This is a genomic window from Streptomyces sp. NPDC047028 (assembly GCF_040644095.1).
GTDB lineage: Bacteria > Actinomycetota > Actinomycetes > Streptomycetales > Streptomycetaceae > Streptomyces.
Window position 1 is genome coordinate 36,817 of record NZ_JBEYVS010000003.1, and the last position, 19,150, is coordinate 55,966.

19 protein-coding genes are annotated in these 19,150 nt (G+C 72.8%); 5 read left to right on the plus strand and 14 right to left on the minus strand.

The window, feature by feature from the left end:
* Nucleotides 1-52: 52 nt before the first annotated feature.
* On the plus strand, nucleotides 53-1,366 hold the full coding sequence (locus ABZ854_RS03655; RefSeq protein ID WP_361203638.1) for a sensor histidine kinase: 1,314 nt from the start codon (nucleotides 53-55) through the stop codon (nucleotides 1,364-1,366).
* Nucleotides 1,363-1,998 (plus strand): response regulator transcription factor, encoded by a 636-nt coding sequence (locus tag ABZ854_RS03660; RefSeq protein WP_361203642.1) that lies wholly within the window; start codon nucleotides 1,363-1,365, stop codon nucleotides 1,996-1,998. Before ABZ854_RS03655 ends, ABZ854_RS03660 begins: the two co-directional genes overlap by 4 nt.
* On the opposite strand, the gene ABZ854_RS03665 is transcribed toward ABZ854_RS03660, so the two are convergent.
* Together ABZ854_RS03665 and ABZ854_RS03670 are read right to left on the minus strand one after the other, a co-directional pair.
* Nucleotides 1,985-2,284, minus strand: a complete 300-nt coding sequence (locus ABZ854_RS03665) for a hypothetical protein (RefSeq protein WP_361203645.1) — start codon at nucleotides 2,282-2,284, stop codon at nucleotides 1,985-1,987. The genes ABZ854_RS03660 and ABZ854_RS03665 overlap by 14 nt on opposite strands.
* A 288-nt stretch (nucleotides 2,285-2,572) precedes the next feature.
* Nucleotides 2,573-5,098 carry an ATP-dependent Clp protease ATP-binding subunit gene (locus ABZ854_RS03670; RefSeq protein ID WP_361203648.1) on the minus strand — a complete coding sequence of 842 codons (2,526 nt, stop codon included), beginning with the start codon at nucleotides 5,096-5,098 and terminating at the stop codon, nucleotides 2,573-2,575.
* 442 nt (nucleotides 5,099-5,540) lie between these two features.
* Between ABZ854_RS03670 and ABZ854_RS03675 the strand changes: the two genes are divergently transcribed.
* Nucleotides 5,541-6,203, plus strand: a complete 663-nt coding sequence (locus ABZ854_RS03675) for an SCO3374 family protein (protein WP_361203650.1) — start codon at nucleotides 5,541-5,543, stop codon at nucleotides 6,201-6,203.
* Here ABZ854_RS03675 and ABZ854_RS03680 read toward each other — a convergent pair.
* The 10 genes from ABZ854_RS03680 to ABZ854_RS03725 form a co-directional block, all read right to left on the minus strand.
* A complete protein-coding gene (locus ABZ854_RS03680; RefSeq protein ID WP_361203653.1) occupies nucleotides 6,182-6,517 on the minus strand; it encodes an Lsr2 family protein in 336 nt (111 codons plus the stop codon). The genes ABZ854_RS03675 and ABZ854_RS03680 overlap by 22 nt on opposite strands.
* A 203-nt stretch (nucleotides 6,518-6,720) precedes the next feature.
* Nucleotides 6,721-7,254: an amino-acid N-acetyltransferase gene (locus tag ABZ854_RS03685; protein ID WP_129307657.1), complete on the minus strand. Its 534-nt coding sequence runs from the start codon at nucleotides 7,252-7,254 to the stop codon at nucleotides 6,721-6,723.
* Nucleotides 7,255-7,263: 9 nt separating this feature from the next.
* Entirely contained in the window at nucleotides 7,264-7,695 is a 432-nt protein-coding gene (locus tag ABZ854_RS03690) for a BlaI/MecI/CopY family transcriptional regulator (protein WP_361203657.1), read from the minus strand.
* 223 nt (nucleotides 7,696-7,918) lie between these two features.
* Entirely contained in the window at nucleotides 7,919-8,098 is a 180-nt protein-coding gene (locus tag ABZ854_RS03695; RefSeq protein WP_361203659.1) for a hypothetical protein, read from the minus strand.
* A 117-nt stretch (nucleotides 8,099-8,215) separates the two neighbouring features.
* On the minus strand, nucleotides 8,216-8,878 hold the full coding sequence (locus tag ABZ854_RS03700; RefSeq protein WP_361204319.1) for a hypothetical protein: 663 nt from the start codon (nucleotides 8,876-8,878) through the stop codon (nucleotides 8,216-8,218).
* A gap of 248 nt (nucleotides 8,879-9,126) precedes the next feature.
* Nucleotides 9,127-9,924 carry a type III pantothenate kinase gene (locus tag ABZ854_RS03705; RefSeq protein ID WP_129307659.1) on the minus strand — a complete coding sequence of 266 codons (798 nt, stop codon included), beginning with the start codon at nucleotides 9,922-9,924 and terminating at the stop codon, nucleotides 9,127-9,129.
* Between the two features lie 5 nt (nucleotides 9,925-9,929).
* Nucleotides 9,930-10,907 carry a carboxylating nicotinate-nucleotide diphosphorylase gene (nadC, locus tag ABZ854_RS03710; RefSeq protein ID WP_361203662.1) on the minus strand — a complete coding sequence of 326 codons (978 nt, stop codon included), beginning with the start codon at nucleotides 10,905-10,907 and terminating at the stop codon, nucleotides 9,930-9,932.
* Nucleotides 10,908-10,912: 5 nt separating this feature from the next.
* On the minus strand, nucleotides 10,913-12,658 hold the full coding sequence (locus ABZ854_RS03715) for an L-aspartate oxidase (RefSeq protein WP_361203665.1): 1,746 nt from the start codon (nucleotides 12,656-12,658) through the stop codon (nucleotides 10,913-10,915).
* Nucleotides 12,655-13,656 (minus strand): pantoate--beta-alanine ligase, encoded by a 1,002-nt coding sequence (panC, locus tag ABZ854_RS03720; RefSeq protein ID WP_361204321.1) that lies wholly within the window; start codon nucleotides 13,654-13,656, stop codon nucleotides 12,655-12,657. The genes ABZ854_RS03715 and panC overlap by 4 nt, the downstream gene beginning before the upstream one ends.
* 35 nt (nucleotides 13,657-13,691) lie before the next feature.
* Complete coding sequence (locus ABZ854_RS03725) at nucleotides 13,692-14,648, minus strand: DUF2520 domain-containing protein (RefSeq protein ID WP_129307662.1); 957 nt, start codon at nucleotides 14,646-14,648, stop codon at nucleotides 13,692-13,694.
* A gap of 184 nt (nucleotides 14,649-14,832) precedes the next feature.
* Here ABZ854_RS03725 and ABZ854_RS03730 point away from each other — a divergent pair, with 184 nt between their 5' ends.
* On the plus strand, nucleotides 14,833-15,993 hold the full coding sequence (locus tag ABZ854_RS03730) for a beta-eliminating lyase-related protein (RefSeq protein WP_361203668.1): 1,161 nt from the start codon (nucleotides 14,833-14,835) through the stop codon (nucleotides 15,991-15,993).
* A 44-nt stretch (nucleotides 15,994-16,037) separates the two neighbouring features.
* Here ABZ854_RS03730 and ABZ854_RS03735 read toward each other — a convergent pair whose 3' ends face one another.
* Nucleotides 16,038-16,709, minus strand: a complete 672-nt coding sequence (locus ABZ854_RS03735; RefSeq protein WP_361203671.1) for a response regulator transcription factor — start codon at nucleotides 16,707-16,709, stop codon at nucleotides 16,038-16,040.
* A 46-nt stretch (nucleotides 16,710-16,755) separates the two neighbouring features.
* Nucleotides 16,756-17,961, minus strand: coding sequence for a sensor histidine kinase (locus ABZ854_RS03740; protein WP_129307665.1), 1,206 nt, complete (start codon nucleotides 17,959-17,961; stop codon nucleotides 16,756-16,758).
* Between the two features lie 223 nt (nucleotides 17,962-18,184).
* Between ABZ854_RS03740 and ABZ854_RS03745 the strand changes: the two genes are divergently transcribed.
* The gene (locus tag ABZ854_RS03745) at nucleotides 18,185-19,144 is read left to right on the plus strand and encodes an SAM-dependent methyltransferase (protein ID WP_361204324.1); all 960 of its coding nucleotides are present in this window, start codon (nucleotides 18,185-18,187) and stop codon (nucleotides 19,142-19,144) included.
* Nucleotides 19,145-19,150 lie beyond the last annotated feature (6 nt).

The following is a 19,150-nucleotide window of genomic DNA, read 5'->3' on the forward strand; positions in this document are numbered from 1 at the left end:
GTAACTTTCGATGGAGGCCCCGGGGCGGGTCTCTCCTTAGGCTGGGAGGACCGTGAACACCACCGCCCCCGCTCCCGCCCTCACCCCCACCAGCCGGGCCCTCACCTGGTGCCTGCACCTGCTGGTCGCCGGGCTGCTCGCCCTCGCGGCCGGCCGGGCCGTGGCCGACGGCCACGCGCACGCCGGGGCGGTCGTCGCCGTCGCCGCCGCGTGCGGCCTGGTCTACGCGGCCGGTCCCGCCCTGCCCCGCGTACGGCGTTCACGCCGGGCCGCCGCGCTGTGGCTGGCCGCCGTGAGCGCCGTATGGCTGGTGCTGCTGGCCCTGTCCGCCGACGGGGTGTGGATGGCGTTCCCGCTGTACTTCCTCCAGCTCCACCTGCTGCCGCGCCGGGCCGGCCTGGCCGTCGTCGCGGCCACCGCGGCGGCGGCGATCGCCGCGTTCGCCGCGCACCAGGGCTCCTTCAGCGCGGCCATGGTGATCGGCCCGGCCCTCGGCGCCGCCGTGGCCGTCGCCGTGGTGTGGGGGTACGAGACCCTGTACCGGGAGAGCGAGCGGCGCCGGCGGCTGATCGAGGAACTCACCGCCACCCGCGCCGACCTGGCAGCCGCCCAGCACACCGCCGGTGTCCTCGCCGAGCGGGAACGGCTGGCCCGCGAGATCCACGACACCCTGGCCCAGGGCCTGTCCAGCATCCAGCTGCTGCTGCGGGCCGCCGAACGCGCCCTGCCCGGCACACCGGAGCACGCGACTGCCTCCCGTTATGTCGACCAGGCCCGCCAGGCGGCCGTCGACAACCTCGCCGAGGCCCGCCGCTTCGTCGCCGCCCTCGCCCCGCCCGCGCTGGAGGGCACGACCCTGGCCGACGCGCTGGCGCGGCTGTGCGCCACGACCAGCGCCCGCCACCCGGTCACCGCCCGCTTCCACCGCACCGGCGAGCCCGTGCCGCTGCCGACCGCACACGAGGTCGCTCTGCTGCGCATCGTGCAGTCCGCGCTCGCCAACACGGTCCGGCACGCCGGGGCCACCACCGTCCACGTCACCCTCGCCCGTCCGGCCGGGCACGTCGTCGTGGACATCACCGACGACGGCACCGGCTTCGACCCCGCCCGGCTGCCCGCCCCCGACCCGGAGGCCGGCGGCTTCGGCCTGACCGCGATGCGTGCCCGCGCCCAGTCCCTGGGCGGCACCCTCACGATCGACTCCACCCCCGGCCACGGCACCACCCTGACCGCCCGCCTCCCCCTCACCCCAGTCCCCGAACCGGAGCCCACACGGGCAGCCGAGGCCGCACACGGATCCGGGGCTCACGCGCCCGGTTCCCCGCCGGGGTCCCCGTCCGCGTCCGAAGCCGAGGCCCGTCCGTGACCGAGATCCCCGTCCGTCTGCTGCTCGCCGACGACCACCCCGTCGTACGGGCCGGATTGCGTGCCGTGCTGGAGACCGAGCCCGGGATCGAGGTGGTGGCGGAGGTGGCCACCGCCGAGGAGGCCGTCGTCCGGGCCGGGCAGGGCGATATCGACGTCGTCCTCATGGACCTGCAGTTCGGCAGGGGCATGAACGGCGCCGAGGCGACCGCCGCGATCACCGCCCGGCCGTCGGCGCCGCGCGTGCTGATCGTCACCACGTACGACACCGACGCCGACATGCTGCCCGCCATCGAGGCCGGCGCGACGGGCTACCTCCTCAAGGACGCCCCGCCCGAGGACCTGGCCGCCGCCGTCCGCACCGCCGCGGCCGGCCGCACCACGCTGGCGCCCACCGTCGCCGACCGGCTGATGAACCGGCTGCGGACCCCCGGCACCGCCCTGACCCGGCGTGAGACGGAGGTACTGGCCCTGGTCGCCGGGGGCCTGTCCAACCAGGCCGTCGGCGGCCGGCTCCACCTCACCGAGGGCACCATCAAGTCGCACCTGGCCCGCATCTACGCCAAGCTCGACGTCGACTCGCGCACCGCAGCGGTCGCCGCGGCCACGGAACTGGGCCTCATCCGCCGCTGATGCCCGGCCCGTCGGGGCGCTCGGAGACGGCCAGAGCGTCCACCATGCGGTTCAGCCGGCCGTGGGCCCGCGCGGCGTAAGCGCGCGGCACCCGGATCTCCGCGGTAGCCCAGCGGGCGTCCGCCACCGCGTACGACAGCGCCAGCACCGGCATGCTGCTCAGCGAGGCGGCGATCCGGCCGAGCGCGCCACGGCTGTCCCGCAGCGTCACGGAGAGGGTGCACACCCCGCCGGTCGGGGTGGTGTCCAGGGTGGTGTTCAGAGAGCGAAAGACGTCGTGTGTCATGCCGGTTGTTTCCTGTCCAGGGGTGCTGTTGACGAAAACAAAAAGACCCCTCGCGGAATGCGAGAGGTCTGCGTGCGGGCGGTGGGCCGCCGGGAGGGATCGCCCCCGGAGTCAGCTCGGTGCCGGCACGCGGTCGCCGATAATGAGCGAGCGCTGCATGGGCGGGATTCTCACACGCCCCGGCCCCCGCGGAAGTGCCGTCTCACTCTCCGGACAGCGAGCGGGCACGAAAAGGGCCGGTGCCTGCCGACACCGGCCCTTTTCCCGTTCAGGCGAACCCCCGGACGGTCACGCGTCCTTGCTCAGGTTCGGCCCGGCACCGCCGGCCGCCTGCTCGATCGGCGGGACGTCCGGCAGGGCCGACTTCTCCTCACCCCGGAAGGTGAAGGTGACGGACTCGCCCTCGCCCTCGGTGTCCACGACCACGATGTGACCGGGGCGCAGCTCGCCGAAGAGGATCTTCTCGGAGAGCGTGTCCTCGATCTCGCGCTGGATCGTCCGGCGCAGCGGACGGGCGCCCAGGACGGGGTCGTAGCCCTTCTTGGAGAGCAGTTCCTTGGCGGACTGGGACAGCTCGATGCCCATGTCCCGGTCCTTCAGGCGCTCGTCCACCTTGCCGATCATGAGGTCGACGATCGCGAGGATGTCGGCCTGGGTCAGCTGCGGGAAGACGACCACGTCGTCGACGCGGTTGAGGAACTCGGGCCGGAAGTGCTGCTTCAGCTCGTCCGAGACCTTGTTCTTCATGCGCTCGTAGTTGGACTTGGTGTCGCCCACGGCGGCGAAGCCGAGGTTGAACCCCTTGGAGATGTCCCGGGTGCCGAGGTTGGTCGTCATGATGATGACCGTGTTCTTGAAGTCCACGACCCGGCCCTGGGAGTCGGTCAGGCGACCGTCCTCCAGGATCTGCAGCAGCGAGTTGAAGATGTCCGGGTGGGCCTTCTCGACCTCGTCGAAGAGGACGACGGAGAACGGCTTGCGGCGCACCTTCTCGGTCAGCTGGCCGCCCTCCTCGTAGCCCACGTAGCCGGGGGGCGAACCGAAGAGGCGCGAGACCGTGTGCTTCTCGCTGAACTCCGACATGTCGAGGGAGATCAGCGCGTCCTCGTCACCGAAGAGGAACTCGGCGAGCGCCTTGGACAGCTCGGTCTTACCGACACCGGACGGGCCGGCGAAGATGAACGAGCCGCCGGGACGCTTGGGGTCCTTCAGGCCGGCGCGCGTACGGCGGATCGCCTTGGACAGCGCCTTGACGGCGTCGACCTGGCCGATGACCCGCTTGTGCAGCTCCTCCTCCATGCGGAGCAGACGGCTGGACTCCTCCTCGGTCAGCTTGAAGACCGGGATGCCGGTGGCCGTGGCGAGGACCTCGGCGATCAGCTCGCCGTCGACCTCGGCGACGACGTCCATGTCGCCGGCCTTCCACTCCTTCTCCCGCTTGGCCTTGGCGGCCAGGAGCTGCTTCTCCTTGTCGCGCAGGGAGGCGGCCTTCTCGAAGTCCTGCGAGTCGATCGCGGACTCCTTGTCCCGGCGGACGCCGGCGATCTTCTCGTCGAACTCGCGGAGGTCCGGCGGCGCGGTCATCCGGCGGATGCGCATCCGGGAACCGGCCTCGTCGATCAGGTCGATCGCCTTGTCGGGCAGGAAGCGGTCGGAGATGTAGCGGTCGGCCAGGGTGGCGGCCTGGACCAGCGCCTCGTCGGTGATGGAGACGCGGTGGTGCGCCTCGTACCGGTCGCGCAGGCCCTTGAGGATCTCGATGGTGTGCGGCAGGGACGGCTCGGCGACCTGGATGGGCTGGAAGCGGCGCTCCAGGGCCGCGTCCTTCTCCAGGTGCTTGCGGTACTCGTCCAGCGTGGTGGCGCCGATGGTCTGGAGCTCACCGCGGGCCAGCATCGGCTTGAGGATGGAGGCGGCGTCGATGGCGCCCTCGGCGGCACCCGCACCGACCAGCGTGTGCAGCTCGTCGATGAACAGGATGATGTCGCCGCGGGTGCGGATCTCCTTGAGGACCTTCTTCAGGCGCTCCTCGAAGTCACCGCGGTAGCGGGAGCCGGCGACCAGGGCACCGAGGTCGAGGGTGTAGAGGTGCTTGTCCTTGAGGGTCTCGGGCACCTCGCCCTTGACGATGGCCTGGGCGAGGCCCTCGACGACGGCGGTCTTGCCGACGCCGGGCTCACCGATCAGCACCGGGTTGTTCTTCGTTCGGCGGGACAGCACCTGCATGACCCGCTCGATCTCCTTCTCGCGCCCGATGACCGGGTCGAGCTTGGATTCGCGGGCCGCCTGGGTGAGGTTCCGGCCGAACTGGTCCAGGACGAGCGACGTCGAGGGGGTGCCCTCGGCCGGGCCGCCGGCCGCGGCGGTCTCCTTGCCCTGGTAACCGGAGAGCAGCTGGATGACCTGCTGACGCACCCGGTTGAGGTCTGCTCCCAGCTTGACCAGGACCTGGGCGGCGACGCCCTCGCCCTCGCGGATCAGGCCGAGCAGGATGTGCTCCGTGCCGATGTAGTTGTGGCCCAGCTGAAGGGCCTCGCGGAGCGAGAGCTCCAGGACCTTCTTGGCACGGGGAGTGAAGGGGATGTGGCCGGACGGGGCCTGCTGGCCCTGGCCGATGATCTCCTCCACCTGCTGGCGGACCGCCTCAAGCGAAATGCCGAGGCTCTCCAGGGCCTTAGCGGCGACACCTTCACCCTCGTGGATGAGACCCAGGAGGATGTGCTCGGTGCCGATGTAGTTGTGGTTGAGCATCCGGGCTTCTTCCTGAGCCAGGACGACAACCCGCCGCGCGCGGTCGGTGAACCTCTCGAACATCGTTAATCGCTCCTCAGAGCGGTCAGGCAGTGGGGGGAACTTCCCCTCCCTGTCCTTCCGCAGCTTAGTCCCGCAAGCGGGGACCGCTCATTCCAACTGCCGACACCGGACCGAGAACCAACTCTGCCTCCTGACCCCGTAAGCCGACATCTGCTCCAACTTGATGGTGCGAGACGATGTTCCCGCAGGCCAGGCAGTTACCCCAGTCGCCAGTACGCCGATGGCGAACGTGAGACGGCCCGGGACGCGTGTCGCCCCCTCCCACTAGGCATGTCTTACCCGCGGGGACTGACACTCCATGCCGCGTGCGCCGGTTCCCTCCGCTATGGGCGAACAACCTTGCGCCTCCCCGCACCCCCAACGCGCCCCCGTTCACGGCACGCTGCGCAAGCAATGGCACACCCAGCGTAACTCCGGCGCTCCGGTGACTGTTGCACCTGGCATGGCTGGTTCGGTCCCCGCGACCTCCACGGTCCCCCTGCTCCCCCTCCCCCGCCGCCCCCTCGACCCGCAGGCCCCGGACGCCTCAGCGGTCCGGCACTGGTACGAGAAGGAGCTGGGCTGGCCGACCGCGCCCGGGGACCCGCTTCGCCTGCGCACCGGCGTCCGGTTCGACGTCCTGGACGTCCCGGCCGAGGCGGGCGCGGCCGCCCTGCGGCATCTGGCGCCGGACTCCCCGGTGGTCCTGCACGGGGACCGGCTACGGCTGCTGGTGGCCGCGGGCAGCGCGGAGGAGCTGCCGGGGCTGCTGGAGTGGCTGGAGTGGGGCGCCCTGCGACTGGACCTGCGGGCCCTGGGCGCCGGCGGCCTGATGGCGGCGCCGGGACTGCCGGGGGCCGGCGTTCCCGGGGCTTCGGTCCTGGGGGCCGGCGTTCCCGGGGCTTCGGTTCAGGGGGCCGCCGTGTGGGTGCGGCCCCCTGGGCCGGGAGGTGAGGTCGAGGCCTCGCTGCCGACGCTGGCGTCGGCCATGGGGGGCCCGGAGGGCGCCCCCGATCTCGTGCGACTGGTGGACACGGTGGCAGCGGGGTGCCACCGGATCCGGCTGCGGCGCGCGGGCGCCCGGCCGTCCGCCGGTCTGCGGAATCAGCCGTTGGCCTTCTCGTAGGCCTCGCGAATGGTGGCGGGAACACGGCCGCGGTCGTTGACCTCCATGCCGTTCTCCTTGGCCCACGCGCGGATCGCCGCGGTGTCCTGGTTGCCACCGGAAGCGGCACGCGCCTTTCCGCGTCCGCCCGCGGCACGGCCACCGGTACGGCGCCCGCCCTTCACATAAGGCTCGAGAAGGCCGCGCAGCTTGTCCGCATTGGTGGTCGTGAGATCGATCTCGTACGTCTTGCCGTCCAGCGCGAACGTCACGGTCTCGTCGGCCTCGCCACCGTCGAGGTCGTCGACAAGAAGGACCTGAACCTTCTGTGCCACCGGATTTCCTTTCATCGATAACGTGAGGGCCCAGGGAGTGTGGGGTCCGCCGTTTCACCGCTCCCTGATATATGCAGTACTGCAGTACGTCGGAAAGCAAACCGCTTTTGCCGGAAAAACACAAACCCCTGGGATGGAACCAGGGGTGGCCCCGCGCCCGGAAACATACGCGTTTCGGACATAGGGCACCGGGGCAATGACGATCACAGATGCAGAAGCATCCGGCTGTTGCCCAGGGTGTTCGGTTTCACCCGTTCGAGACCGAGGAACTCCGCGACACCCTCGTCATAGGAACGCATCAGCTCCGCGTAGACATCCGTGTCGACCGGTGTCTCGCCGATCTCGACGAACCCGTGCTTCCCGAAGAAGTCGACTTCGAAGGTGAGACAGAAAACGCGGCGAACACCGAGCCACCGCGCGGTCTCCAGCAACTTCTCCAGCACCCGGTGGCCGACGCCGGCGCCCTTCAGGCCGGGCTTCACCGCGAGAGTGCGGACTTCCGCCAGGTCTTCCCACATGACGTGCAGGGCGCCGCAGCCGACGACCTCGGCGTTGTCGTCGCGTTCGGCGACCCAGAACTCCTGGATGTCCTCGTAAAGCGTGACCGTGGCTTTGTCGAGCAGGATGCGGTCACGGACGTAGGCGTCAAGGAGGTCGCGCACGACCGGGACATCGCTGGTCCTCGCCCGCCGGACGGTGATGGCTTTTGCGCTGGCTTCGGGACGCGTCGCTGACATGAGCGGACGCTATCGCCCGGCGGTGTCCCCCGCCGCGCCGGGGTTCTCCGCCGGCGGTGCCTCGGGGGGTTCGGGGGTTTCCGGTCCCTGGACGATGCGTACGGCGTCCCGGAGCGCGTGACGCTGTTCCTCGCTCATCATCCCGAAGAACGCGACGAGAGCGGCGGCGGGGTTGTCGCTCTGCGACCAGGCGTCGTTCATCAGTGCGGCCGCGTAGGCGGCTCGCGTCGAGACGGCCTCATATCGATAGGCCCGCCCTTCCGCCTCACGGCGGACCCAGCCCTTCTGGTGGAGATTGTCCAGAACGGTCATCACGGTGGTGTAAGCGATGGACCGTTCCTGCTGGAGGTCTTCGAGGACTTCCCGAACAGTCACCGGCCGGTTCCACTTCCACACCCGCGTCATGACCGCGTCTTCGAGTTCTCCCAATGGGCGAGGCACGCTCAGCACAATAGTGGGAGATACGGCTCACAGCATGGCGGACGTGCATCTTTTCGACAGAACCCAACAAAAAGGGCACTTTGGCGATCAACGCACACTGCAACCCCCTGGGGGCGCGGGGCTGTGTTCATGTGCGGCTCCGCAGCGTGGGCGCGACAAGCCACGACGCACCATCACCCGGCGACACACCGCACCCCCTACGGCGGGCCCGCGGAAGCGCCCTTCAGGCGTCCTGAGCCGGCGATGAGGGCCGCGCCCCCTCCACCCGAGCCAGCGCAGCGTCGACCGCAGCGTCTTCCTTGTCCTTCGCCGCCCCGCCCTGTGTCTTCACGATCACCCGGACCACACCGATGAAGAACACGGCCATGACGATGGGGGGCACGAGCGCGGAGACGTAGTCCATGCCTCAAGAGTAGCCACGCCGGGCCGGGCGAAAGGGACGGGGTGGCCCAACCCGCCGACATCCGACACCGACGGGCGTCCGGCCTGCGGCGATGCCCCGGACGCCCGTGCGGGCCCGTCAGCCCACCGCCAGTTCCCGCGACTCCGTCGGCTCCGTCGGCTCCGTCCGCTCCGCCGGGGGCGTGGGCGGCTTGCGGCGCGGGAAGACCTCACCCGGGGTGGGCACGGGGCGCTTGGGGGGTGTGGGGGGCTGCTCGGCGGGAGGGGTCTGGCCGGGCTTGGGGGCCGGCTTCGGCGCCGGCCTGGGCGGGTTGTCCTGGCCGTTGGCCGAGGGCGTGGCCGCGCCGCCCCTGAGGGCCTGCAGGCGGGTCCGGGACGCGGGGATCATGGGCGCCGGCACCTTCCGCGCGCCCTGCGCGAAGCGGGCCCGCACGTCCCGCTCGGCCAGTTCCCGGCAGCGGTCCAGCAGGGCCGCCGCCGCCGGGTTCCCGCGCAGCGCCCGCAGCGCGGCGAGGTCGTCCGGGGTCGGCCGGTGGCCGGCGCCCAGCGCCTCCTCCAGAAGCGCGAGGTAGCCGGTCAGGGCGCCTGGCAGGGCCGCCCGGTACCGGTCCAGGTCGGCCCGCAGGAAGGCGCGCAGCCGGGCCCCCTCGCACATCGCCTCGTCGAGCGACTCGGCGAGCCGGGAGCAGTCCTTGACCTCCTCGGCGGAGGCCTGGCCGGGGTGGAGGGCGAGGGCGAGAGCGCGGCGGAGCACACGCAGCTCCTCCGCGCCGAACGCCATGCCGCCGCGGGATCCGTATGGCGTGGGCATGCGGCGACGCTATCGCTAATCGGACAAAAGTGACGGATCGGGGTGATTTATGGGCGCGTGTCGCCCCCTCCGTTACCCCGACCGGCGTCCTCCCGTCGCCGCTTCACCCGCGGCCGGGACGCCGGCCGCTCACGACCGCGACACCACCGGCCGCTGCCGTGACGCCACCCGCACACGGCCATGACACCGCCCGGCTCACGATCACTGCGCCGGCCGGCTCACAGGCGGGAGACGTTCCTCTCGTAGACCATCCGCAGGCCGATCAGGGTCAGCCAGGGCTGGTGTTCGTCGATCACCGAGGACTCGCCCAGGACCATCGGCGCGAGGCCGCCCGTCGCGATCACCGTGACGTCGTCCGGGTCGTCCGCGAGTTCGCGGGCCATGCGGCCGACCACGCCGTCGACCTGCCCGGCGAAGCCGAAGACGATGCCCGACTGCATGGCCTCGACGGTGTTCTTGCCGATGACGTTCCGCGGCCGGGCCACCTCGATCTTCCGCAGCTGCGCGCCCTTGATGCCGAGCGCGTCGACGGAGATCTCGATGCCGGGGGCGATGACCCCGCCCACGTACTCCCCGCGCGCGGAGACGGCGTCGAACGTGGTCGCCGTACCGAAGTCGACGACGATCGCCGGGCCGCCGTACATCTCGACGGCCGCGACCGCGTTGATGATCCGGTCGGCGCCGACCTCCTTGGGGTTGTCGGTGAGGATCGGCACGCCGGTCTTCACGCCCGGCTCCACGAGGACGGCCGGGACGTCGCCGTAGTAACGGCGGGTGACCTCGCGCAGCTCGTGCAGCACCGACGGCACGGTCGCGCAGATGGCGATGCCGTCGATGCCGTCGCCCAGCTCGTCGCCGAGCAGCGGGTGCATGCCCATCAGGCCCTGGAGGAGCACCGCGAGTTCGTCCGCCGTGCGGCGGGCGTCCGTGGAGATGCGCCAGTGCTCGACGATGTCGTCCCCGTCGAAGAGGCCGAGGACCGTGTGCGTGTTGCCGACGTCGATCGTGAGCAGCATGGCCGTTACTCCGCCTCGCGCAGGTCCAGGCCGATGTCCAGGATCGGCGAGGAGTGGGTCAGCGCGCCGACGGCCAGGAAGTCCACGCCGGTGCCGGCGTACGCGGCCGCGTTGTCCAGGGTGAGCCGGCCGGAGGCCTCCAGCAGGGCGCGCCCGCCGACGATCGCGACGGCCTCCGAGCACTCCCCGGGCGTGAAGTTGTCCAGCAGGATCAGGTCGGCGCCCGCGTCGACGACCTCGCGGAGCTGGTGCAGGGTGTCGACCTCGACCTCGATCGGCACCTCGGGGAAGGCCTCGCGTACGGCCTTGAAGGCCTGGGCGACGCCACCGGCGGCGACCACGTGGTTGTCCTTCACCAGGGCCGCGTCGGACAGCGACATGCGGTGGTTGACGCCGCCGCCGCAGCGCACCGCGAACTTCTCCAGCGACCTGAGGCCCGGGGTGGTCTTGCGGGTGTCGCGCACACGCGTGCGCGTGCCTTCCAGGGCGTCCGACCACGCGCGCGTGGCGGTCGCGATGCCCGACAGGCGGCACAGGACGTTCAGCGCGCTGCGCTCGGCCGTGAGCAGGTCGCGGGTGCGCGTGGTGACCGACAGCAGCTTCTGCCCGGCCGCCACCCGCTCGCCGTCCTCGGCGTGCCGCTCGACCTCGAACTCGTCGGTGCACACCACGGACAGGATCGCCTCGGCGACCCGGAGGCCGGCGACGACTCCCGCCTCGCGCGCGGCGAAGTCGGCGGTGGCGACCGCGTCCTCGGGGATGGTGGCGACGGTCGTCACGTCCACGCCGCCGTCCAGGTCCTCCTGGATGGCCACGTTGGCGATGTCCTCGACCTCGACGGGGTCGAGGCCGGCCTCGGCCAGCAGGGCGGCGAGCGCGGGGTCGAGGCCGCACTCCAGGTACTCCTCGTCGCCTCCGCCGCCACAGGCGCAGCCGTCGCCGCAGCCGCCGGTCGGGGCGAGGGGAAGATCGTCGGTGCTCACGTGTGTCACTGCTCCTGGGGACGCTGGTCTCGGCGGATCGGGGGGAAGTCTGCGGTGTCCGTGGTGCGGGCGGCGAGGGACCGGTCCGGATTGACCGTGACGACGATGTGGCGGCGCCAGCGGGCGTCGTCGCGGTCGGCGTGGTCCTCGCGCCAGTGGCAGCCGCGGGTCTCCTCGCGCATCAGGGCGGCGGCGACCAGGGCGCGGGCCACGCACAGCAGGTTGGTGGCCTCCCAGGTGTCGACGCCGGGCTCGGCGGTCTTGCCGTTCTCCTGGAGGGCCTCGCGGGCCTCGGTGTGCAGCCGCTGCAACTGGTCCGCGGCCCGCTGGAGGGACTCCGCGGAACGCAGCACGCCGGCGCCGTCGCTCATGATCCGCTGGACCGCGAACCGGGTCTCGGGGGCGAGCAGCGGGTGGGCGGGCGTCTCGGGCTGCGCGACGGGGGCGGGCACGCGCGCGTGGAGCGCGTCCCGGGCGTGGGCGGCGGCGATGTCGGCGGCGATCCGCTCGGCGTAGACGAGGCCTTCGAGGAGGGAGTTGGAGGCGAGCCGGTTGGCTCCGTGCACACCGGTGCAGGCGACCTCGCCGCACGCGTACAGGCCGGGGACGGTCGTACGGCCCCGGGCGTCGGTTCGTACGCCCCCGGAGGCGTGGTGGGCGGCCGGGGCGATCGGGATGGGCTCGGTGACCGGGTCGATGCCGTGGGCGCGGCAGGCGGCCAGGATGGTCGGAAAGCGGTTCTCCCACATCTCGGCGCCGAAGTGCCGGGCGTCGAGGAACATGTGCTCGGCGTCCTGCTCCAGCATGCGCCGCAGGATGCCCTTGGCGACGATGTCCCGGGGCGCCAGCTCGGCCAGTTCGTGCTGCCCGACCATGAAGCGCACGCCGTCGGCGTCGACCAGGTGGGCGCCCTCGCCGCGTACCGCCTCGGAGACGAGCGGCTGCTGGCCCTCGGCGTCGGCGCCGAGGAACAGCACGGTCGGGTGGAACTGCACGAATTCCAGGTCGGAGACCTCGGCGCCGGCCCGCATGGCGAGCGCCACGCCGTCACCGGTCGACACGGACGGGTTGGTGGTCGCCGAGAAGACCTGGCCCATGCCGCCGGTCGCGAGGACCACGGCGGGTGCGTGCACCGCGCCGACGCCGTCGTGCTGGCCCTCGCCCATCACGTGCAGGGTGACACCGGCCGTGCGGCCCTCGGCGTCGGTCAGCAGGTCCAGCACGAGCGCGTTCTCGATGGTGCGCAACCCGCGCGCCCGGACGGCGTCCACGAGCGCCCGGGAGACCTCCGCGCCGGTCGCGTCGCCGCCCGCGTGGGCGATGCGGCGCCGGTGGTGGCCGCCCTCTCGGGTGAGCTGGATGTCGCCGCCGGCGTCGGTGTCGAAGTGCGCGCCGGTGGAGATCAGCCGTCGTACGGCGCCCGGGCCCTCGGTGACGAGGAGGCGTACGGCCTCCTCGTCGCACAGGCCGGCGCCCGCCACCAGGGTGTCGTCCAGGTGCTGTTCGGGGGTGTCGCCCTCGCCGAGGGCGGCGGCGATGCCGCCCTGGGCCCATCGGGTGGAGCCGTCGTCGAGGCGGGCCTTGGTGACGACGACCGTGGTCAGTCCCGCGGCCTCGCAGTCCAGGGCCGCGGTCAGGCCGGCCACGCCGGAACCGACGACGACCACGTCGGCGGAGATGCTCCAGCCGGGGGCGGGGGCGTGCAGCCGTATGCCGGTGCTGGTGGCTTTGCTGGTGCCTGTGCGGGTCACGAGGCGGCTCCGAAGGATCCGAAGGTGAGCGGGATGTTGTCGATCAGCCGGGTCGTGCCGACCCGGGCGGCGACGGCGAGGACGGCCTCACCGGTGAAGCCGTCCTCGATCTCGGTGAAGTCGGCGGGGTCGACCAGGGCCAGGTAGTCGAGGTGGAGCGGCGGTTCCATGCGGGCGGCCTCGTCCAGGGCCTGGCGGGCGGCGGCGCGGACGGCGGCCGGACCGCCGGGTGTGGCCGTGGCCACGGCGTGCGCGTCGGCCGCCGCGCGGGACTCGCCTATGGCGCTGAGGGCTTCGGCACGCGCGCGCGTGGAGGGCACTTCGCGGGCCCGCGCGCGCAGCGCCTCCTGGGCGGCGTGCCGGTCGCGGCCGGCGAACAGTGCCCGGGACAGGGCGAGGGCGGTGCGGCGCTCGCGGTCGGAGAGGTAGCGGTTGCGGCTGGACAGGGCGAGCCCGTCCTCCTCGCGCACGGTGGGTACGGCGGCGATCTCGACGCCGAAGTTCAGGTCGCGCACCATGCGGCGGATCAGGGCCAGCTGCTGGGCGTCCTTCTGGCCGTACAGGGCGACGTCGGGGCGGGTGAGGTGGAGCAGCTTGGCGACGACGGTGAGCATGCCGTCGAAGTGGCCGGGGCGTGCGGCGCCCTCCAGGCGTTCGCCCATGGGGCCGGCCGTGATGCGCACCTGGGGTTCGCCGCCGGGGTAGACCTCGTCCACGGCGGGCGCGAACACGGCGTCGGCCCCCGCGCGTTCGGCGATCCCCAGGTCGGCGTCGAGGGTGCGCGGGTAGCGGTCCAGGTCCTCGCCGGCGCCGAACTGCAGCGGGTTGACGAAGACGGTGACGACGACTTCGCCGTCCAGGCCGGCGATCTCCCGCGCGGTGCGGATCAGCGTGGCATGGCCCTCGTGCAGGGCGCCCATGGTCATGACGACCGCGCGGCGGCCGTGGCGCACGCGCGCGTGCAGCTCGCCGGCGGTGCTCAGCAGGGCGGTGGTCATCGGGCGGGTCCCCTCGGTGCCGTTCGGGCCGGTCGTCATCGGGTGGTCCCCTCGGTGCCGTTCGGGCCGGTGGTGCCGGTGCCGCGGTCGCTCGCGTCGGCGAGCACGCCGAGCAGGTCCTCGGCCAGTTCGGCCTTCAGCAGGCCGTGGGCGAGGGCGCGGTCGGCGGTCGCGCGGGCCATCGCCAGATAGCCGGCGACGGTCTGCGGGGCGTGCTTGCGCAGCTCGGTGACGTGCGCGGCGACCGTGCCGGCGTCCCCGCGCGCGACCGGGCCGGTCAGCGCGGCGTCCCCGGAGCGCAGGGCGTTGTCCAGGGCGGCGCCGAGGAGCGGGCCGAGCATCCGGTCGGGCGCCTCGACACCGGCGGAGCGCAGCAGCTCCATGGACTGGGCGACGAGGGTGACCAGGTGGTTGGCGCCGAGGGCGAGGGCCGCGTGGTAGAGCGGGCGGTTGGCCTCGCTGATCCACTCCGGTTCGCCGCCCATCTCGATGACGAGGGCCTCGGCGGCCAGGCGCAGTTCCTCGGGCGCGGTGACGCCGAAGGAGCAGCCGGCCAGGCGCTGCACGTCGACGGGGGTGCCGGTGAACGTCATCGCCGGGTGCAGGGCCAGCGGCAGCGCGCCGGCGCGCAGGGCGGGGTCCAGGACCCGGGTGCCGTAGCGGCCCGAGGTGTGCACGAGGAGCTGGCCGGGCCGGACGGCGCCGGTCTCGGCGAGCCCGGCGACCAGGCCGGGCAGCGCGTCGTCGGGGACGGTGAGCAGGACCAGGTCGGCGCGCTGGAGGACGTCGGCGGGCGGTACCAGGGGGACTCCGGGGAGCATCGCCTCGGCGCGCCTGCGGGAGGTGTCGGAGACGCCGGAGACGGCCACCGGGCGGTGGCCGGCGAGCTGGAGGGACGCAGCGAGCGCGGGGCCCACCCGGCCGGCGCCGACGACGCCTACCGTGAGCCGCGCGGGGCGGTCCTCGATGTCTGACTGGTGGACTGTACTCACGCGACGGCGGCCTTCCCGTTCCAGTCCGCTCTTGGTACCGGACGATTTCTCGTCATGTTAACGCTATCTCGTTCCGGGGGCGGTTGGTTGTCCACAGGCTGTGCGTTTCGCCACGCCCGCGGTCCGCGGGCCCCGGCCGGAAATCCCGGTGCTTCCCGGGGGCCGGGACGGCATGATCTGCGGCATGAGTGACACGGCAGCGAAGGACGGGACCCTCTCGGTGCGCGAGCGCCGGACAGCCGCCAACCGGGAGGCCCGGCTCGCCCTGTCGCGCACCCCCGTACGCGCCACCCTCCGCGACCGGCTGGCCTGGCTGTCGGAGACGGCGGCCGAGGTCCACGACCTGGACGAGCCGGCGGACGTCTACGGCGACGGGGTGGTGTCCGCCCTGGAGGACCGGGTGGCCGCCCTGCTGGGCATGGAGGCCGCCGCGTTCTTCCCGACCGGCACCATGGCCCAGCAGGTCGCCCTGCGCTGCTGGGCGGGCCGCACGGGGAGCCCCACTGTCGCCCTGCACCCGCTCGCCCACCCCGAAGTGCACGAACGGCACGCGTTCAGCCAGGTCAGCGGCCTGCGGCCGGTCCACCTGAGCGCCGAGCCCCGGCTGCCCACGGCCGCGGAGATACGGGACTTCGCCGAGCCGTTCGGCGCGCTGATGCTGGAACTTCCCTTGCGGGACGCCGGGTTCGTGCTGCCCACCTGGGAGGAGCTCACGGCGACCGTCGAGGCGGCGCGGGAGCGGGACGCGGTGGTGCATTTCGACGGCGCCCGGCTGTGGGAGACCACGGTGCACTTCGGCCGTCCGCCGGCGGAGATCGCGGGCCTCGCCGACAGCGTCTACGTGTCGTTCTACAAGTCGCTCGGCGGCTTCGGCGGCGCCGCGCTCGCGGGCCCGAGGACACTGGTCGAGGAGGCGAAGTGCTGGCGGCACCGCTACGGCGGCATGGTCTTCCAGCAGTTCCCGACCGTCCTGTCGGCGCTCGTCGGGCTCGACCGGGAGCTGCCCCGGCTGCCGGAGTACGTCCGGCACGCGCGCGTGGTGGCCGCGGCGCTGCGCGAGGGCTTCGCGGCGGCCGGGGTGTCCGGGGCGCGCGTCCACCCCGCCGAGCCGCACACCCACCAGTTCCAGGTCTGGCTGCCGTACGACGCGGACGCGGTGGCCGAGGCCGCCGTCCGGCAGGCGGAGGAGACCTCGGTGCTGCTGTTCACCGGCCCCTGGCAGGCGGGCGGGCCGCCCGGTCTCGCGTCGACGGAGGTCACGGTCGACGCGGCCGGCCTGGAGTGGACGGCCGCGGACGTACGCGCGGCCGTGGACGACTTCGTCTCCCGCCTGCCCACACCCTGACCGGACTGCCCGGAGTCGGCCGGCCTGTCCGGCGGCGCGCGCCGTCAGCCGTGGCCGCCCGCGCGGACCAGCCCCGTCTCATACGCCAGGACGACCACCTGGACCCGATCCCGGAGGCCGAGCTTGGTCAGGATGCGGCCCACGTGGGTCTTCACGGTCGCCTCGGAGAGCACCAGGCGGGCCGCGATCTCGCCGTTGGAGAGGCCCTGGGCGACCAGGATCATGACCTCGCGCTCGCGGTCCGTGAGCCGCTGGAGCTCCTTGTGCTGGGGCTCCTGGGCGGCCGACGGCAGCATCGGTGCGAAGCGGTCCAGCAGGCGCCGGGTGGTGGAGGGCGCCACGACCGCGTCGCCGCTGTGCACGGAGCGGATGGCGGCCAGCAGCTCGCCCGGCGGCACGTCCTTGAGCATGAAGCCGGAAGCGCCCGCCTTCAGCCCGGAGAACGCGTACTCGTCCAGGTCGAAGGTGGTCAGGATCAGCACCTTCGGCGCGCCGGGCTCCGAGCAGATCCGCCGGGTGGTCTCCACCCCGTCCAGCTTGGGCATGCGCACGTCCATCAGGACGACGTCGACGGCGGTGGCGCGCAGCACCTGGAGGGCCTCGACGCCGTCGCCCGCCTCGGCGACGACCTCCATGTCCGGCTGGGCGGCGAGCACCATCCGGAACCCGGTGCGCAGCAGCACCTGGTCGTCGACGAGCATCACGCGGATCGTCATCAAGGCCTCTTCCGTGGGTTGGTGTGCCGGGGGGCGTACGGCTGCGTCAGTGCGCCGGTTTGAGGGGCAGCAGCACGCTGATGCGGAATCCTCCGCCCTGACGGGGGCCCGCGTCGAGCGTGCCGCCGACCATGCCGACCCGCTCGCGCATGCCGATCAGGCCGTGCCCCTGGCCGTCGGCGCCGCCCTCCTCGTACAGCTCGTGCGGGGCGCCCTTGCCGTCGTCCTCGACGAGCAGGCCGAGCCCGTCGTCGAAGTAGACCAACCGGACGCTCGCGCCCGCGTTCGGCCCGCCGTGCTTACGGGTGTTGGTGAGCGCCTCCTGCACGATCCGGTACGCGGTCAGCTCCACGCCGCTGGGCAGCGGGCGCGGGGTGCCCTCGATCTTGAAGTCGACGGGCAGCCCGGAGCTGCGGCACTGCTCGACCAGGTCGTCGATCTGGTCGACGTCGGGCTGCGGGACGTACTCGCCGACCTCCTGGTGTTCCCCGGTGCGCAGGACGCCCAGCAGGCGGCGCATCTCGGCGAGGGCCTGGCGGCCGGTGGAGGAGATCGTCTCCAGGGCCTTCTTCGCCTGGTCGGGCGCCGCGTCGAGGACGTAGGCGGCGCCGTCGGCCTGCACCACCATCACCGACACGTTGTGCGCGACGACGTCGTGCAGTTCACGCGCGATGCGGGCGCGCTCGGCGGCGACGGCCACCTTGGACTGTGCCTCGCGCTCCTTCTCCAGGCGGGCGGCCCGCTCCTCCAGCTGCGCGAAGTAGGCGCGGCGGGTGCGCATGGAGTCGCCGAGCACCCAGGCGAGGGCGAACGGCACGGTCTGGAACACCGCGAGCGCGATCTGCCCGAGGCCGCTGGTGTGCTCGGTCGGCCAGCGCACCTGCGCCAGCGAGGCCGCGAACAGGCTGGTGGCGAGCGCCAGCCGGGAGGCCCAGCGGGCGCCGACCGCGGCGACCGTGTACGTGATCACCAGCATCGCGAAGTCGGCGACGACGGGTTCGACGTCCAGGGCCAGCTGGCCCAGTCCGGCCATGAGCGCCAGCAGCAGCATCGGCTCCGGGAAGCGGCGGCGCAGCGCGACGACCACGCACAGGACCAGCGAGACGGTCCAGGCCGCGGCGTACGAGCCGTGGTGGTGCGGGGTGCCGTCCAGGTTCACGATGCTCACCCCGGAGAGCCCGACCAGGACGACGGCCCAGAAGCCGTCGACCCACGTCGGGTGTCTGCGAAGGAAGTCATAGAGGCGCTGCACGTAACCCAGAGTAGGGAAACGGGATAGGTGCAGGGGTCAACCGGAGGGCCGATCCGGGTCCGGCGCGCGTACTCCCCAAGGTGGAGGAGGTGATCATCTGTGCGCCTAGTCTGGTGCGGTGACGGATGAGACGGCGCGGGAAGCGGAACGCGCGCCCGCGCTTGGACGCGCGCGGCCGGGCCGGGGCGAGTGCCGCGGGTGGCGTGCGGCGACCGAGGCGGCGCTGTACGGCCCCGGTGGCTTCTACCGGCGGCCCGAGGGACCGGCCGGTCACTTCCGTACGTCCGTGCACGCGTCCGCGCTGTTCGCGTCCGCCGTGGCCGGACTGCTGTGCCGGGTCGACGAGGCGCTGGGCCGGCCCGGGGAGCTGGACTTCGTCGACATGGGGGCCGGCCGCGGCGAACTGGTCACCGGTGTGCTCGCCGCCCTCCCGGCCGACGTGGCCGCCCGCGCGCGCGGGTACGCCGTCGAGCTCGCCGACCGCCCGGCCGGCCTGGACGAGCGGATCACCTGGCTGCACGAGCCCCCGGCCGGCGTCACGGGGCTGCTGTTCGCGAACGAGTGGCTCGACAACGTGCCCGTGGACGTCGCCGAGGTGGACGCGGCCGGCGTCCCCCGGCTGGTGCTCGTCGCGCCGGACGGCTCCGAGACCCTCGGGGAGCCGGTGACGGGATCCGGGGCGGAGTGGCTGGCCCGCTGGTGGCCGCTGCCGGCCGAGGAGGGACTGCGCGCGGAGATCGGCCTCCCCCGGGACCTCGCCTGGACGGACGCCGTACGACGGCTGTCCCGCGGCCTCGCGGTCGCCGTGGACTACGCCCACACCGCCACCGCACGCCCCCCGTACGGCACCCTCACCGGATTCCGCGAGGGCCGGGAGACCACCCCCGTCCCGGACGGCACCTGCGACATCACGGCCCACGTCGCCCTGGACGCGTGCGCGCACGCGTCCAGCGGCACCGCACACCTCCTCACGCAGCGCGAGGCACTGCGTCTCCTGGGAGTCTCGGGCGGGCGCCCTCCGCTCGCACTGGCCTCCACGGACCCGGCGGCCTACGTACGGGCCCTGGCGAGCGCGGGCGAGGCCGCAGAACTCACCGCGCCGGGCGGTCTCGGGGACTTCGGCTGGCTCGTGCAGTCGGTTGGAATTCCCAACCCGCTCGGAGACGCGCCGTCCTGCCCCTGACGCCGG

Coding starts and splice junctions, on each gene's coding strand:
- ABZ854_RS03665 (WP_361203645.1), bottom strand. CDS start 2,284: ATGACACACGACGTCTTTCGCTCTCTGAACACCACCCTGGACACCACC.
- ABZ854_RS03670 (WP_361203648.1), bottom strand. CDS start 5,098: ATGTTCGAGAGGTTCACCGACCGCGCGCGGCGGGTTGTCGTCCTGGCT.
- ABZ854_RS03675 (WP_361203650.1), top strand. CDS start 5,541: ATGGCTGGTTCGGTCCCCGCGACCTCCACGGTCCCCCTGCTCCCCCTC.
- ABZ854_RS03685 (WP_129307657.1), bottom strand. CDS start 7,254: ATGTCAGCGACGCGTCCCGAAGCCAGCGCAAAAGCCATCACCGTCCGG.
- ABZ854_RS03695 (WP_361203659.1), bottom strand. CDS start 8,098: ATGGACTACGTCTCCGCGCTCGTGCCCCCCATCGTCATGGCCGTGTTC.
- ABZ854_RS03700 (WP_361204319.1), bottom strand. CDS start 8,878: ATGGCGTTCGGCGCGGAGGAGCTGCGTGTGCTCCGCCGCGCTCTCGCC.
- ABZ854_RS03705 (WP_129307659.1), bottom strand. CDS start 9,924: ATGCTGCTCACGATCGACGTCGGCAACACGCACACGGTCCTCGGCCTC.
- panC (WP_361204321.1), bottom strand. CDS start 13,656: ATGACCACCGCCCTGCTGAGCACCGCCGGCGAGCTGCACGCGCGCGTG.
- ABZ854_RS03730 (WP_361203668.1), top strand. CDS start 14,833: ATGAGTGACACGGCAGCGAAGGACGGGACCCTCTCGGTGCGCGAGCGC.
- ABZ854_RS03735 (WP_361203671.1), bottom strand. CDS start 16,709: ATGACGATCCGCGTGATGCTCGTCGACGACCAGGTGCTGCTGCGCACC.